Here is a 16,813-nt window from a genome sequence, read left to right as displayed (position 1 = left end):
ATTAACAATGGAAAAAATTAAATTTATTGACATAATAGTAACTTAACGTAGCATAAAAAGTGTGATATATAACTAAATATAGGGGTATTTAAGCTGCGACATGTGGTTATCAAGCAGCTAATGAACCTAAGAGGCTGTCGGGGTAATTATCTTCAACAGTTTCCTAGGGCATTTTGTGTAATTTTCAACTATTAGTTTATTGATTTATGAAAGGGCAAAATTCACCATATCTAGATAAATTAAGAAAAAATTTATTTAAGATATTTACCTTAATTATTATAATTTATAGCACAATTATAATATCATTATATCAATATTATAATGATAAAGTTGAGATGAAAAAAGCACAAATTCTGCAAACCAATTATGACAAAATAGTAGAGGTAAGTATGAATAAACTTTCTTCTTTAGCATATTACTTATCTAGCAATATTCAGGACAAAAACATTTCAATTAACATTACTAGTAGTGAGATTGAGATATGTACTGAAGCACTAAAATGTAAAAATTATAATATTTTCCGTTTTGGGGAACTATTAGATTGGAGTATTCCAGAATTCATTAATTACAAGATAGAACTGAATAAAAATTTTCTTCATTCAAATACTAAAATGCAAAATTATCAAATAGATAAAATATATCATATTAACGATTCTTACCAACTTAATATTAGCCTGGCAATTAATAGTGTATTTTGGCATAAAGTAGAAACAGAGATCAAAAGAAACTTTTGGCTATTAACTGCATTTATTACAGCTAATATGATCTTGTTATATGTTCTATTAAAAATATTATTTAGCAGTTTCAGTAAGTCTTATGCATTACATTATCAAGATGAACATACTGCAGAATTAGAGCAACTCAAACTTAATCATCAAAGAGAATTAAAACATTGTGAAACCTTCCTAATGAAAAAGATTTGGAATAATGATTTTAATAAACAAAAAGATTTGGAAATTAATTGTTTATTTGCTCAGGAAGCTAATCAAATATCGTTGCTTGATAATAATTTCGATAATCAAGAAGATATGCTCAAGGATTATAGGTTAAGAAACTTTGGTGGTAAAGTACCTTGCTCTATAACATTGTACCAAGAAAATAAAATAGAAGAAATTGATACCACTAAATTAGTTGATTTATTTATTGATAGATTTAATCAGGAAGATGAGAATATATCGTTTAAAATTTCCAGTAAAGCAAAAATATTACATTTTTCTTCTAATGCAGCATTGTATCAAATAATTTATAGTGTTATTAGCTATCTATTCTTTTTGTTAAAAAACCAACCTTTTGTTACCAAGCATAATATTAAATTAACTATTGACAGTATAAAGCAAAAGGTGGTACTACATTTTGAATATGATGGTTATCCTATAATGACAGCACAAGAGCTGCTAAAAACGTCAAATAATTTTTTCAAAACCCATGCTAACCCTTTTCTACTTAATCTAAGTCAAGTATTTAATCTATTGCAAACGAATGGTTATAACTATCAAATAAGTCATAATCAAAGTAATGTTATAGAGATTTACTCAAATGATTTGAAGAATTGGAACAACCAACAAGAAGAAAACGTCATTTTATTAAACTCTTTAATTAAGAGAAAAAAATGAATAAGAATTTTTTGCTACTTATAATGTTAATTGTGGTCAATGATTCATTTGCTCAGGAACAAATATCTAATTTGATTATACCAGTTAGTTATTTTGTAAGTCACGAGAAGCAGCGTAATGCACTTAAGGATAGCTTAAGTAAACATAAACAGGTAAGTATAGTAGGCACTAGCGGTATTGGCAAAACGCAATTTGTTAGAATGCATGCCTATGATAATAAGGCTGATTACGATATTATTTGGTTTTTTGATTGTAATGTTGATCTTAATGAGCAATTTGTCAAGTTAGCTAAACAGCTTAATAGTATTAGAAATGCTAATATATCTGAAAATATTACTTTAGCAAAGAAGGAAGTAATATCGTATTTAACTGACAAAAATAAGTGGTTATTAATATTTGATAATCTAAAAATTAATGAAAATAACAAAATTCAAGAGTTTATTGATTGGGAGAGTAATGGAAATATAATATTTTGTTCGCAAGATAGTGAGAAATTACCTAACACTATAGAAATGGCTTTATTTGACAAAGATACTACCGCTATTTTAGCTAGTAATTTATTAAGTAATAAAGACGAAAAAGATATTGAATTTTTAATAAAAGCATTTAATGGTTACCCTATACTTATAGTTCAAGGCATTCAATTATTAAATAAGATCAAAGGTTTAGATAGAGAAGAATATAAGAATAAAATTTATCACTCAGCTGATAAAATAACAACAAATATTAATATGGCTATACAGGGATTAAAGCCTAGTGCAGTAAAGTTACTTAATAAAATAGCTTTACTAAATAATCAGAGTTTCTCAAAGCAACTACTTAGTGTCATTACTGATAGTAAAGATACTCTAGATGACGATATATATAAATTATCTAAGTTCCTACTGATTAGCAGCATTGATCCTAACCAAGGTAATCATATTTTTGAGATGCATGATATTATTGCTAATAAGATCATGGAGCTAAATGGAGCTAAAAACAATAAAATGTATTTAGAAGATATTATTTTAAAACTACCTAAACCTAAAAATTCGGTATTGTTGATACATATATGGAGAGAATCAAAGACTATACGTGAAAATCTGAAAATTCTTTTCAAAAATTCGGAAAAATATAATATTGGCGTATATGCAATGCTTAATTTAAGAGCTGATTTACTCTCTTTATGTATAAATGATAGTAATATATGTAAAGTAAAAGAAATGACAGATTGGTTCGAACAAAAATATAAGGAAGGTAACTTTAAACTTTGGAAAATGTCCGAAAATCAAAAATATCATTATGCTCGATATTTAGGAACAATAGGGGCGTATAATAGAATGTCCTTAACAAATTTTGAAGTGGCTATTTCTTACGTTACTCAAGCATTAAAGATTTTAGATGATCTTAATGATTGTGATGCCTTAAAATTTATTTTAGACTTACACTTATCTAAATCTCAAGTATCTTTAGGTCATATAAAAATTACCGAAGAACGCCTTGAAAAAATGCAAAAATTATTAAAACAAGAACTCCAAGAATCTGATGTATTTGTAATATATTCTTTAAAGGCAAGCTTATTTTTTATCCAAGGTAGATATGATGAGGCTTTAGTTTATATCGATAAAAATATTGAGGTACTTACAAAAAACGGATTACCCCCTAATAATAGATATTATACTTCATCTTATCTACTTAGGGCGGCAATACTAAACTATCTTGGTAGATATCAAGAATCCTATGCTCAAGCTAAACAATTATGTGACATGTATCATTTACAAGGTGAAGGGATTGCTTATGCTTCCAAGCAAGTGGCAAGGATTTATACACAATTGGCAAGAAGTGAATTGGGACTGGGTAAGATGGATGAATGTCTAGATCACATTAATAAAGCTATAGACCTATATTTAGCAAAGAGTAGAGATGTTAATGATACAAATTATTATGAAAATCCGGATCTGGCGGCTAGTTATGTGGTACAAGGTGAGATTTTATTTGCTCAAGATAATATTAAAGAAGCAATAGCATCTTATAAAAAAGCTTATACTATATATCATTATTTATATAAAGATAATCGTCAAAATATTGCACAAGTTAGTTACTTATATAGTCAAGCAGCTATAGCCGCCTGTAAATCAAAAGATTTATATAATTATAAATTCTTTGGTAAATCTCAAGTTAAAGAATTCGGCATACGTCACCCTAATACTACTGCCATGTTTGAATATTGTGAACAATATGACATGGATTTATGGAAAAAGCAAGTTAAGGTTTATAACTAATTCGATAACAAATTATATTATTAAAATATCTTATTTATAACTTAATAATTTAGTCATTGACAGGAAGTGGTAATTTTTATTAATATCTCTAAAATATTATAGAGTAATATGAGTTTTATGTTATATAATTTCCACAAGATTGTCAGTACTATTGGTACTAGTTTGCATGAGAGTTCTATAGTAGAGAACATATCATATAGGCTAAAAGACCCTGCTTCTGTCTTAAAGAAGCTGTTAAGAAAGAATATTGATTTTCATCAATTAACTGATCTAGTGGCTCTTAGAATTATAGTTGATAAGCAAGAAGATTGTTACAAAGTATTGGATATTCTTCATGATCTATATCCTAACAATCTTGAGAAATATAAAGACTATATTATTAATCCTAAGCATAATGGTTATAGTTCTCTGCATGTCGTGCTTGCCGTTGGGACACCTAGTCGTAATGTGGAAATACAGATACGAACCAATCAGATGCATGATATAGCAGAATTTGGTACCGCTAGTCATGGTGAATATAAAAAATCACAAGAAGCGAGAATAGAAGAATTATTTTCTACAACATTATCTAATATAGATGCTATTTATAGAGGGCTAAATAATGCATATAAGCTTTTTGAACAGTTTAATTGGACTATGCTGGAGTTAGTTGCTTATGAACAAGAAATCCAAGATGTTTGGAATAATTGTCAAGATGACTTACAAGCAATACGTGAACAATTATTAGAAGAGTAGGTATAGTCAATTAGGGAAAGATTGGTGACATCCTTTTTGTTGAAACAAATGGCTAATTAGCTATATTAAAATTTAAGTTGAATATAAGCTATTAACAATATAATATGGAGATGTTGAAATTAGATAAGATACAATGATTACTATTACTTTTCCAGATGGAACACAAAAGCAATTTACAAAAAATATTACGGGGTTGGAGATAGCTAGTCAAATCTCTACTTCTCTAGCAAAAGATGCTTTGGTTATTGAGGTAAATAATGAGCTAAAGGACTTAAGCTTGCCGATAGAATTTGATTGTAATTTAAGAATTCTAACCTATAAAGATTCTAAATGCTTAGAGGTAATACGTCATGATGCTGCTCATATAACAGCGGAGGCAGTTAAAGAATTATTTCCCAATATCCAGGTAACTATAGGACCAGCTATTGAAAATGGCTTTTTTTATGATTTTGCTAAGGAGCAACCTTTTTCATCGGAAGATTTGCTGAAGATAGAAGCAAAAATGCATGAGATTGTTAAAAGAAATGATAAAATCACTAGAGAAGTATGGAATCGTGATCAAGCTATAGAATTCTTTAAATCAATTGGTGAACATTATAAAGCTGAAATAATCTCGGAAATTCCGGACAATGAGGATATTACCTTATACCGGCAAGGTAATTTTATTGATCTTTGTCGTGGTCCGCATGCTCCATCAACTGGCTTCATTAAACATTTTAAATTAATGAAAGTAGCAGGAGCATATTGGCGAGGTGATAGTAAGAACCCTATGCTACAAAGAATCTATGGTACAGCTTGGGCAACAAAAGAGCAGTTGGACAATTATCTGTATATGCTTGAAGAGGCAGAGAAACGTGATCATAGAAAATTAGGGCGGGAACTTGATTTGTTCCATTTTCAGGAAGAAGCTCAAGGTATGGTATTTTGGCATGATAAGGGTTGGAACATATACCGCACTATCGAACAATATATCAGAAATAAAATTAGAAAAATGGGGTATATTGAGGTAAAAACTCCGGTACTTGTTGATAAAAGCTTGTGGGAATCTTCTGGTCACTGGGAAAAATTTAGGGAAGATATGTTTGCTCTAAATCTTGCTGATGATAAAACGCTGGCTATGAAACCAATGAATTGTCCATGTCATGTGCAGATTTTTAAGCAAGGTATCAAAAGTTATCGAGATTTACCATTGCGTATGTCTGAATTTGGTTTATGTCATAGAAACGAGGCATCTGGAGCATTGCATGGTTTGATGAGAGTAAAGGCTTTTAGGCAAGATGATGCCCATATTTTCTGTACCGAAGAGCAAATTAACAGCGAGACAGTAAAATTTTGTAGTCTCTTAACCGAGATTTATAAAGATTTTGGCTTTTCGGATATAAAAATTAAATTTTCAGATCGTCCTAAGGTAAGGGCTGGCAGTGATGAAGTTTGGGATAAAGCCGAAAATGCTCTAAAAAATGCCGTAAAAGAAGCCGGTTATTCTTACATATTAAACCCTGGTGATGGAGCATTTTATGGACCAAAACTAGATTTTTGTCTTAAAGATTCAATAGGTAGAGAATGGCAATGCGGTACTCTACAGGTTGATTTTGTCTTACCAGAACGTCTTGATGCCCACTATATTGCAGCAAACGGTGAGAAAAAGAGACCAGTAATGTTGCATAGGGCTGTAATTGGTTCTTTTGAACGATTCATTGGTATATTAATTGAAGAATATGCCGGACGATTCCCTCTATGGTTAGCTCCTGTACAAGTAGCTATTGCTACTATCACTAGTGATTTAAATGATTATGCACTTGAGGTGCATAAATTATTGGTTAGTGAAGGGGTAAGGTCAGATGTTGATATTTCGCCTGAAAAGATTAATTATAAAATACGTTGTTTTTCTAATGATAAAGTGCCTATAATAGCTGTTGTTGGTAAACAGGAAATGGCAAATAATACTGTGACTATAAGACAACTCGGATCTGATCAACAAGAAATTATTTCTTTAGAAAATCTAGTAAAGCTTGTGAAAGATCAGAATACCCGCTATTTAACGTAAGTGGTATTTTGAATATAGCTAAATGTCATTGCGAGTCCACTCACTCCTTCATTGCGAGGAGCTGCAAAGTGGCAACGAAGCAATCCATAAAGGTAATTAGAAATGGATTACTTCAATGCTACTAAAGTAGCTTCTCGCAATGACAGTTGAGGTTTATGTACTCCTTGCAATGACGAGTTAACTAGAATGGGTTAGTTATATGCTCAAAATAATTTGAGTAATAATATAATTTTATTTAAACAATAATTATGGAGAAGTTTTATTTCTGGAGTTAAGAGCAGTAATTTTCCGAAGGCTAATAGGGAAATTAGGGCTAGTCAAGTTCGTTTAGTCGGTGAAAATGGTGAGATGCTTGGCATCGTCAGTATTAGGGAAGCTTTGGAGTATGCCGAAAAGGCTGCTTTAGATTTAGTAGAAATTTCACCAAATGCTGAGCCTCCTGTCTGTAAGATATTGAATTTTGGTAAGTTTAAATATGATAGTAAAAAACGTATTCAAGATTCCAGGAAAAAACAAAGAATTATTGTCCTTAAAGAGATGAAGTTTAAGCCAAACATTAGTCAGGGTGATTTTGATGTGAAGCTTCGTAAAATCAAGGATTTTTTGAAGGAAGGTGACAAAGTAAAAATCTCCTTATGGTTCAAAGGTAGAGAGATTATCCATAACGATATTGGTATGAAGTTATTTGACCGTATATTGTTAGAACTAGAAGGTTTGGCTAAGATTGATTCTGCTCCTAAAATGGAGGGTAAACAGATAATTATGTTAGTCAGTCCTAATACCATAAAAATACCAACGAACTAATTAGAACTAATATTATGCCAATTAAGATTCTCATGCCTGCTCTATCCCCAACTATGACTGAAGGGAATGTTAGCAAATGGCTAAAAAAAGAAGGAGATAAGGTTGTTCCAGGGGATGTTATAGCAGAAATAGAGACAGATAAAGCTACTATGGAAGTGGAATCTGTAGATGAAGGGGTTCTTGCTAAAATAATTGTACCACAAGGTACAGAGAATGTAGCGGTCAACTCACTTATTGCTGTATTACTTGAAGAAGGTGAAGATATAAGCTTATTGGATAATTTTATAGCAAGTAGTGATAATGTTGCTAAATCATCTGAAAAGCCGGCAATAGTTGTAGAGGAAAGTAAATCAGTTAATTTAACTCCGGGAAACGAAACAATAAAAGATACTGCTAGAGTATATGCTTCACCTTTGGCTAGAAGATTAGCAGCTATTGATAATATTGATTTGTCAAATATTCAAGGTAGTGGACCACATGGTAGAATAATTAAAAAAGATGTATTATCCTACTTAGTGCAACCAACAAATAGTGGTAAGATTAGGGCGGTGAACAGAAATAACCAGGAATACAGGTCTGTCCCCAATAACAATATTCGTAAAATCATCGCTAAACGTTTACTTGAATCTAAACAAACCATTCCACATTTCTATCTCTCAATAGAATGTAATATGGATAAGTTGCTTGATATTAGAGAAGATATCAATAAATCGCTGATAGAAGAGAGTAATATTAAAATTTCTGTCAATGATTTTGTTATTTTAGCAGTAGCCAAAGCTCTAAAAATTGTACCGGAAGCAAATGCCAGTTGGGATGAATCTGCTATTCGATATTATAATAACGTCGATGTATCAGTTGCTGTAGCAATCGATAACGGTCTTATAACACCTATCGTCAGAAATGCCGATCAAAAAGATTTGGTGACATTATCCCGCGAATTACAAACTCTTATAAAAAAAGCCCGGGATAATAAATTAACTCCTGAAGAATTTCAAGGGGGTGGTTTTTCCGTCTCTAACCTAGGTATGTACGGTGTTAAGAGCTTTAATGCTATAATAAATCCACCACAAAGCTGTATCCTAGCAATAGGAGCAAGTTCAAAACGTCCAATAGTTGACAATGATCAGATAAAAATTGCTACTATGATGGATGTTAGCCTTTCTTCTGATCACAGAGTTGTTGATGGTGCTGTTGGAGCCAAATTTTTGACTTCATTCAAAAAATTTATAGAAAGCCCTGCATTGATGCTTATATAATTTCTGATTTGCATCTTATCTTCATCACAACTTAAAACTTAAATCATAGAATAAATTATGAGCTTTTCTGATAATCTAGTAAAAATCTTAAACAAATATGAAGAAATATCAAAAAAATTAAGCACTGGTATAGTCGGAGAAGAATTTATCAAAGCATCGAAGGAATATGCTGGGCTAGAGCCAATTGTTCAAACAATTAATGAATATAATAAATCTACATCCGAGTTACGCGATATCAAAGAAATGGCACAAGAAGCAAATTTAGACCATGATACACAATCAATGATATATGATGAAATACATCGTTTAGAAGCTCTGATGCCTAAACTAGAAAGGGCGGTAAAACTTTCTTTGTTACCAAAAGACGAAGCTGATACAAAAAATGCTATTATCGAGGTAAGAGCTGGTAGCGGTGGAGAAGAAGCGGCATTATTTGCAGCAACTTTATTTAATATGTATCACAGATACGCCGAATTAAAAAGCTGGCGTTTTGAAATATTATCAATCTCAGATACTGGTATTGGTGGATATAAAGAAGCATCAGCCTTGATTCAAGGACGCGATGTATTCTCTAAACTTAAATTCGAATCAGGCGTCCACCGAGTGCAAAGAGTCCCTGAGACTGAGTCAAGTGGGAGGATCCATACTTCGGCAGCTACCGTTGCTGTCTTGCCTGAAGCAGAAGATGTAGACGTTAAGATCGATGACAAAGATTTACGAATTGATACATATCGAGCATCGGGAGCAGGTGGACAACATGTCAATACCACCGAATCAGCGGTAAGAATTACCCATTTACCAACTGGTATTGTCGTTGCCTTACAAGATGAAAAATCACAGCATAAAAATAAAGCTAAAGCTATGAAAATTCTTCGTTCTAGGGTTTATGAAGCAGAGCGATATAAAAAAGATATGGAAAGAGCCGAAGTACGTAAAGGTCAAGTTGGTTCTGGTGATAGATCGGAAAGAATTCGTACCTATAACTTCCCGCAAGGCAGAGTATCTGATCATAGAATTAACCTAACTCTCTATAAAATAGAAGATGTCGTAAAAAATGGGCAGTTAGACGAATTTATTGAAGCTTTAATATCGGCTGATGAGGCAAAAAAACTTTCAGAAGTTTAACGTTATTAAGAGGAGTCATTTTGTGACAATGAAGTAATCTTAAATTGTTGTTCTTAGCAACGTTGTCATTCGCTTGACTTAGTTTCATCCCTGTGAAAGTAGGTATCTAGTACTACAGTTGTAGTTTAGATGTGAGCATTCACGATTTTTTTGTGATGAATAAAAAAACCTGATCACCAAGCGTCATTGCGAGGAGACCGTAAGGTCAACGAAGCAATCCATTTCTAATCACTTTCCTGGATTGCTTCGTCGGTCTGGCAACCTCCTCGCAATGACATCTTATACTTTAACCTTTTTTCCGTGAACACTCACATTCAATCTACAACTGTAGTACTAGGAAACTAGCAAAATATGATGCAAGTGGCAAGATAATTGTGGAGTTAGGGAAGAAGGTTGATAGCATTAATGCTGCTGCTAAAAAGAGCTAATTTCTGAGGATAGCAAGCTTAGCGGGCTGTAGATTTAGGGATAATTTCTAACGAAGTTCTCCACAATTCCACAGCCACAACTACAGCAATCTAAATTTTCAAAATATTTGGAACACCCAATTATTGCATTTTCAGCTTATTGCATTTTCAGCAATTCATTAATTTTATTAATAGACATACCTGTCATCTTAGCAATTGACCCCACAGAATTGCCATTCTTTAACAACAGCTTTACCAATTCAGCTTTACCCTCAACTTTACCTATATGGATACCTCTGGCTTCACCTTCTTCAATATATTTTTGTGCAACAGTTCTCATAATGTTCCCTTTTTCTTCTTCTGACAAATACTTAGCTAGTAGCTCTTCTAATTCTGATTGTCTTGCCTCAGGTAATTTTATGTCAGTGTACCATAAAAACGATTTTATGTAAATATAGCCTTTTTCCTTATCTACTAATATCTCTAATTTAAACCTTTGAAGAAATTCTTCCCAAAGCTTTATCATATCTCGTTGATGAATATGCTTGAGCATATATTCTAACATCCCAATATGCTTCTTCTTCATTATTTCATCATCAGACATGCTTTGTAAATCAACCAATTGATAATCCTCTGTCATTAATTTCTTGGCTATAATTGCATCAGTAAATAAACTCCATAAATTCCTAGGAGCAGTATACACTTCCCTCCCATTATAAATCACTAAATTATATACTAATGGTAATTTCTTTCTTCCTTTTTTATGCCTTTCACACAATAATAATGTGTATTTCCATAATCGTAAAGCTGTCCAATAATCAACGCCCGACTGAGCCTCAATCAACACATACACAAAAGCCTTACCCTGATTCTTGGTAGCAACTCCATATACTATATCACTACATTTCTTGTTTAAAGATTCCTCTATGTAGCTTTCTTTTTCTACTGTTATTTTTGATAAATCTACTAAACTCTTAAAATCATTCGGCAAATAATATTCCAAAAATTCTTGAGCTGCCACAGGATCAGCCATTATTGTTTTGACTAATGAATCATGCTTTAACTTTTTTGTCATTTTTCTACTTACTTATTAAGCTATTGTTTAGCTAAACTAGTACCTATAATACCTTGATCATGATATTCCAGCAATTGCTTTCTATCAATCTGTCAATAACATTTTAAATTCGAATAAATAATTTGTTGTGCCTGGAAATTTTATCATTCCCTGATCTCTCAGGCACTCTTTGCCACAACAACACTGAAGTCGGAACGCAAAACAGGATTGTTACGACCACTACGTTATCTGGCAATGACTCTTAGAGTTCAGCTTATGTCATCTGTTGAGTCTGGCAGTTTGTTCTTTAAGATAAAAGGTATTTGTAGCAATAGGAAAATGAACATTATAGGTATTGCTCCAAATATTTTAAATATAACCCATGTAGATTCTGCAAAATTACGCCATACTATTTCATTTAATATTGCCATGAACAGGAGGAAAGCCGCGGTTCTATAGCTTAAAATATTCCAATTTTTATCTTCAAGTTGGACAAAATGATTAAACATATATTTCATAAATGCCTTATTTCTTACTGCACTGATAAAAAATGTACCACAAAAAATTAAATATAGAATAGTCGGTTTGATCTTGATATACATAGAGTTACCACTGATCAAAACTATACTAGCTGAGACTAATAACACTCCAGAAGATATTAATAATGATCTTGAAACTTTGCCTTCTATAAAATAACACAAACTAACGCAAATAATTGAAGTAATAAGTATATATAACGTTGCACTTTGCATGCTACCGCCATAAAAATAGCCAATAAAAAACGCTATAAGCGGAGCAATTTCTGATAAAAAATTAAGCATAAATTAGGTTTATTTCTCTGTTACTAGTTTTTTGTGCATCTGATTTTCATTTGTATAAAGATATTAATTAATCCTAGAGTACAAATATAAAAAATGACTTGTAAGCCATTAGGCTTAGCAATATATCCAGTAATCATATTTAGAAATTTACCATAAATGCTGTTATCAGAAACTAGCCATGAGCTATCCCAAAGCTGGTCTGGCAGAATAGTAATAATTCCTGAAGAAGTCAATATACCAGCCGCTTCTGCTGCAAAGCCGCTAGCAATAAGCATTAGTAAAATTGAAGATATACGAAATATATATTGTTGGTTTGCTAATTTTATAAAACCTAAATATATAACGATACCAAGTGTTAGTCCGCTAACCATACCAATAATTAACCCTAGTAGATAACTATTAGCATCAATTACTTCAACTGAGGAAATACTGTAAACTAATAAAATAATTTCCATTCCTTCTCGAAGAATAGTTGCTGCAACAATCAATATTAGCATTATATAACTACTATCGCCGCTACTAATCTTTACAGACAAATCATTAAGATGTCGCTTTATCTTAATACCATAACCTTGCATCCATACTATAGTCCAACCAATTAACACAACTGTTAGTAGAATAACTGCAGAATTAAATATCTCATCCCCCATGCCACTAAATGATATGGATATAGTGCGAGTGAAGAACGCGAATAATGCAGCAGATACTGTGCCAAGCATCACTCCAGCAATTATATAAATTCTAGATTTTTCTAATTGTTTTGTTACAGCAAGTATTACCCCAAGCAACAAAGCTATTTCCAGACATTCTCTAAATACTACTAACGCTATTTTAAACATTTAAACCGTAAATAAATTTAATTAACAATGAGAGACCCTTGAGCCGTCTCTTGGTGAAAATCTCCGAAGAAATCATATTTACCAGGAGCTAAAGGGGCAAGTATTATATTTATAGAATCATTTGGCATAATGATCTTTTCGCGGTGCAGATCATGACTTTCAAACTCCTCTACAGTATTATCTTGATTGTGGATAATAAAACGAATTTTCTTACCACTAGGTACTGTAATAACATCAGGTTCAAATCTATGGTTTTTTATGACCGTTACAATTTCTAACATAGCAGTATCTGTATTATTTTCAGATTCAACTTTATTATTAATTATAAAAATTATTATTCCTGATAATAGAACAACGCCTATAAAGAGTCCAATGGTAGCTTTTCTTTTCATAATTTTAACTCGAAAGCTTTATTAAAGTTACAAAATACACTAATATAATCATAATCACAAGTATATATAGTAGAGTATAGTTTTTTTGTTTCTTATTTTTTGATAATTTCATAAGTATCCTTCCTATATTATACAGTATAATTGTATTACCACTAAGTTAAAAGATCGTGTTTTAATTTTAAATTATTATTTTTATTAATTATAGTCCTATAAACTTGTATATTTTCCAACACACGTTGCACATAATTCCTAGTGTGAGGATATGGTATCAGCTCAATCCAATCAATTACTTGCCATAAATTTTTTAGCTTTCGTGGATCACCAAACAGATCAATCCACTTTGATATGGTATTAGGACCAGCGTTATAAGATGCGATAGTTAGAATATATGACCCATCAAATCGTTGTAACAGTGTTTTTAAATAATTGCTACCTAGCATAATATTATATTCAGGATCAGTGGTTAGTTTTTTAATGTTACATTGATGATTAAGAGATTCTGCAGTATCACAGGCAGCGGCTTTTTCAAGTTGCATTAGCCCATGACCTTTAGCGTCATTAATGGTGTATTGATTAAAACCCGATTCATGTCTGATAATACTATATGTTAAAGCCTCCTCTACAGGAGAGGTTTTTACTGCCTTTATATGCGTGATAGGGAAAGCATAATCTTTAATAAAAACATGATATTGACAAGCGATTCTTGCTATTTCTACCATATGGAAAATATTATCATAGCTACTAATTAGCTTAGTAATTAATAAAATTTCAGATGGCTCTGATGATTTTCTAATAGCCGTATCAGCATATAAAAAAGCTAAACCATACTTACCATATTTAATTAAATGTTTTATGGCTCTAATAATTTCACTATTTTCCAAATTAGGCTTAATGGATTTAGGTTTTTGTGGTAGAATTAAGTGATTCGTTTTAAGCTCAATATTTGCCAACTGCCCATAAAAACGATCAGAATATTTAGCCGCCATATTATAAAATTTATTTGCTTGTTTCATATCCCCTTTTGCTTGATATGTTCTAGCTAGCCAATATTGTCCCCTTGATATACTTAATGGCTTTGTTGTAAGTTTCATAAATTTATTAAAATGACTTAAAGCAAGGTCAGGTTTATGTAAGAATCTAAGAGCAAGCCAACCACTAAGCCACTCTGCTTCTCTGATATATTCATGGCTTACAGTAAGAGGTATAGTAATTGTTTTATAGCTATTGGCAAAATCTTTTTGGTCAATAAATTCTCTGGCGTAATAGGATTGTAGGCGACCCCAACGGGCAGAATGTATGTTATCTGGCTTTACTTTTTTAAATAGAGCGATACTTTTGCTGGTGGGGATATCTTTTTTTTTGGAATCCAAATAGTGAAATAATAAAGCAGGGGTATAATATTTTTCTGATACTTTTTGAAAGAATTTTTCACTGTCACTGGACTGGTTTAGTATAGCAATTTGGGCAAGGAAATTTTGTTTATAGCCATTACTCACATAGTGCATATATTTTTTGGCACTATTAATATCGGTTTCCCATAAATATTGATCAATTTTTTTCACATGATCTTCTTCACGTAATATATTTTTGAAATTAGTTAAATATTGTTTTTCTTCTGGAGCAGTAAAGACGCCATAAATCCAACCGTTTTTTATAATTTTTGCTAATTTCTGTTGATCTTTTATTAATTGTTTAGCAGCTAAAGCGTAGAACTTATAGCCTAAAGGCGTGATTGGTTCGTTTTTATTAAACCAATTTATGATTAAAGTTTTGTCTGTGCCATAATTTAGATATTGTTCAGCTCTCTCTTTTAGTTTGTTGATATGTGGCCAGTGGGGATTATCTTGTATAAAATTTATTACCGATGCAAAATTATTCTTTTTATAATTTTGGTCTAAGAACTGTTGAGACATGACAATTTTGATTAAAGCTTGATCTTTTGAAGCTTTTGCCATCTTTTCACAATCTTGCCATTCTTTGTTGTCTAGATGGGTAAAAGTGTTTTTAATAAAAGTATCTTTATCATAGATCAATGCCATTGACTCTGATGTTAATAGTTCTAGAATGATTAAAATCATTGACAGTATTGTCTGAATTCTCATAATCGGCAGTGGGTAAATTATAATTATTATAAGGTGTTATTATGAATAGAGCATTTGTCTTTCCAGGTCAAGGATCACAAATAGTTGGTATGGGAAAAGAGTTTTATGATAATTTTCAAGTAGCAAGAGAGACCTTTGAAATTGTCGATGATACTCTTGGCAGAAAATTAAGTCATATTATCTTTAACGGATCAAGTGAAGATTTGACTTTAACAATTAATGCCCAACCGGCACTAATGACCATCTCTATGGCAATAGTGAATGTTATTAAACAACAAACAAATAGCAATATTAGTAATCTGTGTTCATATGTTGCTGGTCATTCTTTAGGAGAATATAGTGCATTATGTGCAGCAGAAAGTATAAATCTACAAGTAACTACCGAATTGCTAGCGGTACGTAGTAAGTCCATGCAAGAAGCCTATCCGCTAGGTGAGGGTTTAATGGCAGCATGTATAGGCATTCCTCTGGAAAAGCTGGAACAGATTATGAAAGAAATTACCAATTTTGATATAGCTAACGATAATATAAAAGGGCAAATAGTAATTAGCGGTGAGATTATGGCAGTGCAACGGGTAATGTCTATTGTAAAAGATTTAGGATACAAAGCTATTAAATTAAATGTAAGTAGTCCTTTTCATTGTAGTTTGATGAAGCCAGCAGAAGATAAAATGGCACAAGCTTTAGATAAAATAACAATTAACAAGCCGTTCGTTCCGGTGATACAAAACGTTACAGCCAAACCAACAACTAATCCTATAGAGATAAAGAAAAATTTAATCTCACAGATTTGTGGTAGAGTGAGGTGGCGTCAAACTTTAGATAAATTAGAAAATCTAGAAATAGAACAAATAGTTGAAATCGGTGCAGGTAAGGTTTTGACGAATATGCTGAAAAAAACTGACCATAAATTTAATTTGATTAATGTTTCCACTATAGCAGAATTGGAAGAATTTCTTAAAATTATATGATAATATTATTATCTACAATTAAAGAGTGAGGAATTAATGCCGAAAGTCATTACAGTAACAGATATGGTGCGATCTTTTTTAGACATTATTGGACGAGTGCATTATCAAGGAGAAAGTTTTGATATTAAAAAAGGAACAAAGTATAGTTGCAAGGCTAGTACCAACACAAAACAAGCCGACGCTTACGTTGGGCGAATTAAATGAATTTTTTGAGAATGGACCGCATCTTGATAAAGATGATATAGAGGGATTTGAAGAAGACATTAATGTTATTAAGTCTTTAAAGTTAACGGATTGGGGGAATAAATGGGATTAGTAATTGATAGTTCAGTAATTCTTGTATTTAATGTTAAAATAAAAATCTGCTATAATTTAGATTTTTTTCA

The 16,813-nt window shown here is 31.8% G+C and carries 14 protein-coding genes; 9 read left to right on the top strand and 5 right to left on the bottom strand.

Annotated elements, in window-relative coordinates; genetic code table 11:
- Positions 1–206: 206 nt before the first annotated feature.
- From ACQH1V_RS04965 to prfA, 7 genes are all read left to right on the top strand, one after another.
- Positions 207–1,613, top strand: coding sequence for a hypothetical protein (locus ACQH1V_RS04965; RefSeq protein ID WP_425360058.1), 1,407 nt, complete (start codon positions 207–209; stop codon positions 1,611–1,613).
- Positions 1,610–3,874, top strand: coding sequence for a tetratricopeptide repeat protein (locus ACQH1V_RS04960; protein ID WP_425360057.1), 2,265 nt, complete (start codon positions 1,610–1,612; stop codon positions 3,872–3,874). Before ACQH1V_RS04965 ends, ACQH1V_RS04960 begins: the two co-directional genes overlap by 4 nt.
- Positions 3,875–3,982: 108 nt before the next feature.
- Positions 3,983–4,609: a hypothetical protein gene (locus ACQH1V_RS04955; protein WP_094648941.1), complete on the top strand. Its 627-nt coding sequence runs from the start codon at positions 3,983–3,985 to the stop codon at positions 4,607–4,609.
- A gap of 133 nt (positions 4,610–4,742) precedes the next feature.
- A complete protein-coding gene (thrS, locus tag ACQH1V_RS04950) occupies positions 4,743–6,656 on the top strand; it encodes a threonine--tRNA ligase (RefSeq protein WP_425360056.1) in 1,914 nt (637 codons plus the stop codon).
- Between the two features lie 348 nt (positions 6,657–7,004).
- Positions 7,005–7,460, top strand: a complete 456-nt coding sequence (gene infC, locus ACQH1V_RS04945; protein ID WP_425360055.1) for a translation initiation factor IF-3 — start codon at positions 7,005–7,007, stop codon at positions 7,458–7,460.
- A gap of 14 nt (positions 7,461–7,474) precedes the next feature.
- Positions 7,475–8,716: a pyruvate dehydrogenase complex dihydrolipoamide acetyltransferase gene (locus ACQH1V_RS04940; RefSeq protein ID WP_425360054.1), complete on the top strand. Its 1,242-nt coding sequence runs from the start codon at positions 7,475–7,477 to the stop codon at positions 8,714–8,716.
- 57 nt (positions 8,717–8,773) lie between these two features.
- On the top strand, positions 8,774–9,841 hold the full coding sequence (prfA, locus tag ACQH1V_RS04935; protein ID WP_341758936.1) for a peptide chain release factor 1: 1,068 nt from the start codon (positions 8,774–8,776) through the stop codon (positions 9,839–9,841).
- A gap of 564 nt (positions 9,842–10,405) precedes the next feature.
- On the opposite strand, the gene ACQH1V_RS04930 is transcribed toward prfA, so the two are convergent.
- The 5 genes from ACQH1V_RS04930 to ACQH1V_RS04910 all read right to left on the bottom strand — a co-directional run bounded on the left by ACQH1V_RS04930 (position 10,406) and on the right by ACQH1V_RS04910 (position 15,429).
- Positions 10,406–11,323: an Rpn family recombination-promoting nuclease/putative transposase gene (locus ACQH1V_RS04930; protein WP_425360053.1), complete on the bottom strand. Its 918-nt coding sequence runs from the start codon at positions 11,321–11,323 to the stop codon at positions 10,406–10,408.
- 248 nt (positions 11,324–11,571) lie between these two features.
- Positions 11,572–12,123: a septation protein A gene (locus ACQH1V_RS04925; protein WP_341749234.1), complete on the bottom strand. Its 552-nt coding sequence runs from the start codon at positions 12,121–12,123 to the stop codon at positions 11,572–11,574.
- A gap of 23 nt (positions 12,124–12,146) precedes the next feature.
- Positions 12,147–12,962 carry an FTR1 family iron permease gene (locus ACQH1V_RS04920; RefSeq protein ID WP_094648934.1) on the bottom strand — a complete coding sequence of 272 codons (816 nt, stop codon included), beginning with the start codon at positions 12,960–12,962 and terminating at the stop codon, positions 12,147–12,149.
- A 17-nt stretch (positions 12,963–12,979) separates the two neighbouring features.
- Positions 12,980–13,354, bottom strand: a complete 375-nt coding sequence (locus ACQH1V_RS04915; RefSeq protein WP_094648933.1) for a cupredoxin domain-containing protein — start codon at positions 13,352–13,354, stop codon at positions 12,980–12,982.
- Positions 13,355–13,506: 152 nt separating this feature from the next.
- On the bottom strand, positions 13,507–15,429 hold the full coding sequence (locus tag ACQH1V_RS04910) for a lytic transglycosylase domain-containing protein (protein WP_425360883.1): 1,923 nt from the start codon (positions 15,427–15,429) through the stop codon (positions 13,507–13,509).
- 68 nt (positions 15,430–15,497) lie between these two features.
- On the opposite strand from ACQH1V_RS04910, the gene fabD reads away from it, so the two are divergent.
- A complete protein-coding gene (gene fabD / locus ACQH1V_RS04905) occupies positions 15,498–16,427 on the top strand; it encodes an ACP S-malonyltransferase (protein ID WP_425360052.1) in 930 nt (309 codons plus the stop codon).
- 118 nt (positions 16,428–16,545) lie between these two features.
- Positions 16,546–16,743, top strand: coding sequence for a hypothetical protein (locus ACQH1V_RS04900; protein WP_375333721.1), 198 nt, complete (start codon positions 16,546–16,548; stop codon positions 16,741–16,743).
- Positions 16,744–16,813: the final 70 nt, after the last annotated feature.

It is taken from the genome of Candidatus Tisiphia endosymbiont of Ceraclea dissimilis, from assembly GCF_964030735.1.
Taxonomy (GTDB): Bacteria; Pseudomonadota; Alphaproteobacteria; order Rickettsiales; family Rickettsiaceae; genus Tisiphia.
This window is presented reverse-complemented; position numbering and strand designations above follow the sequence as displayed.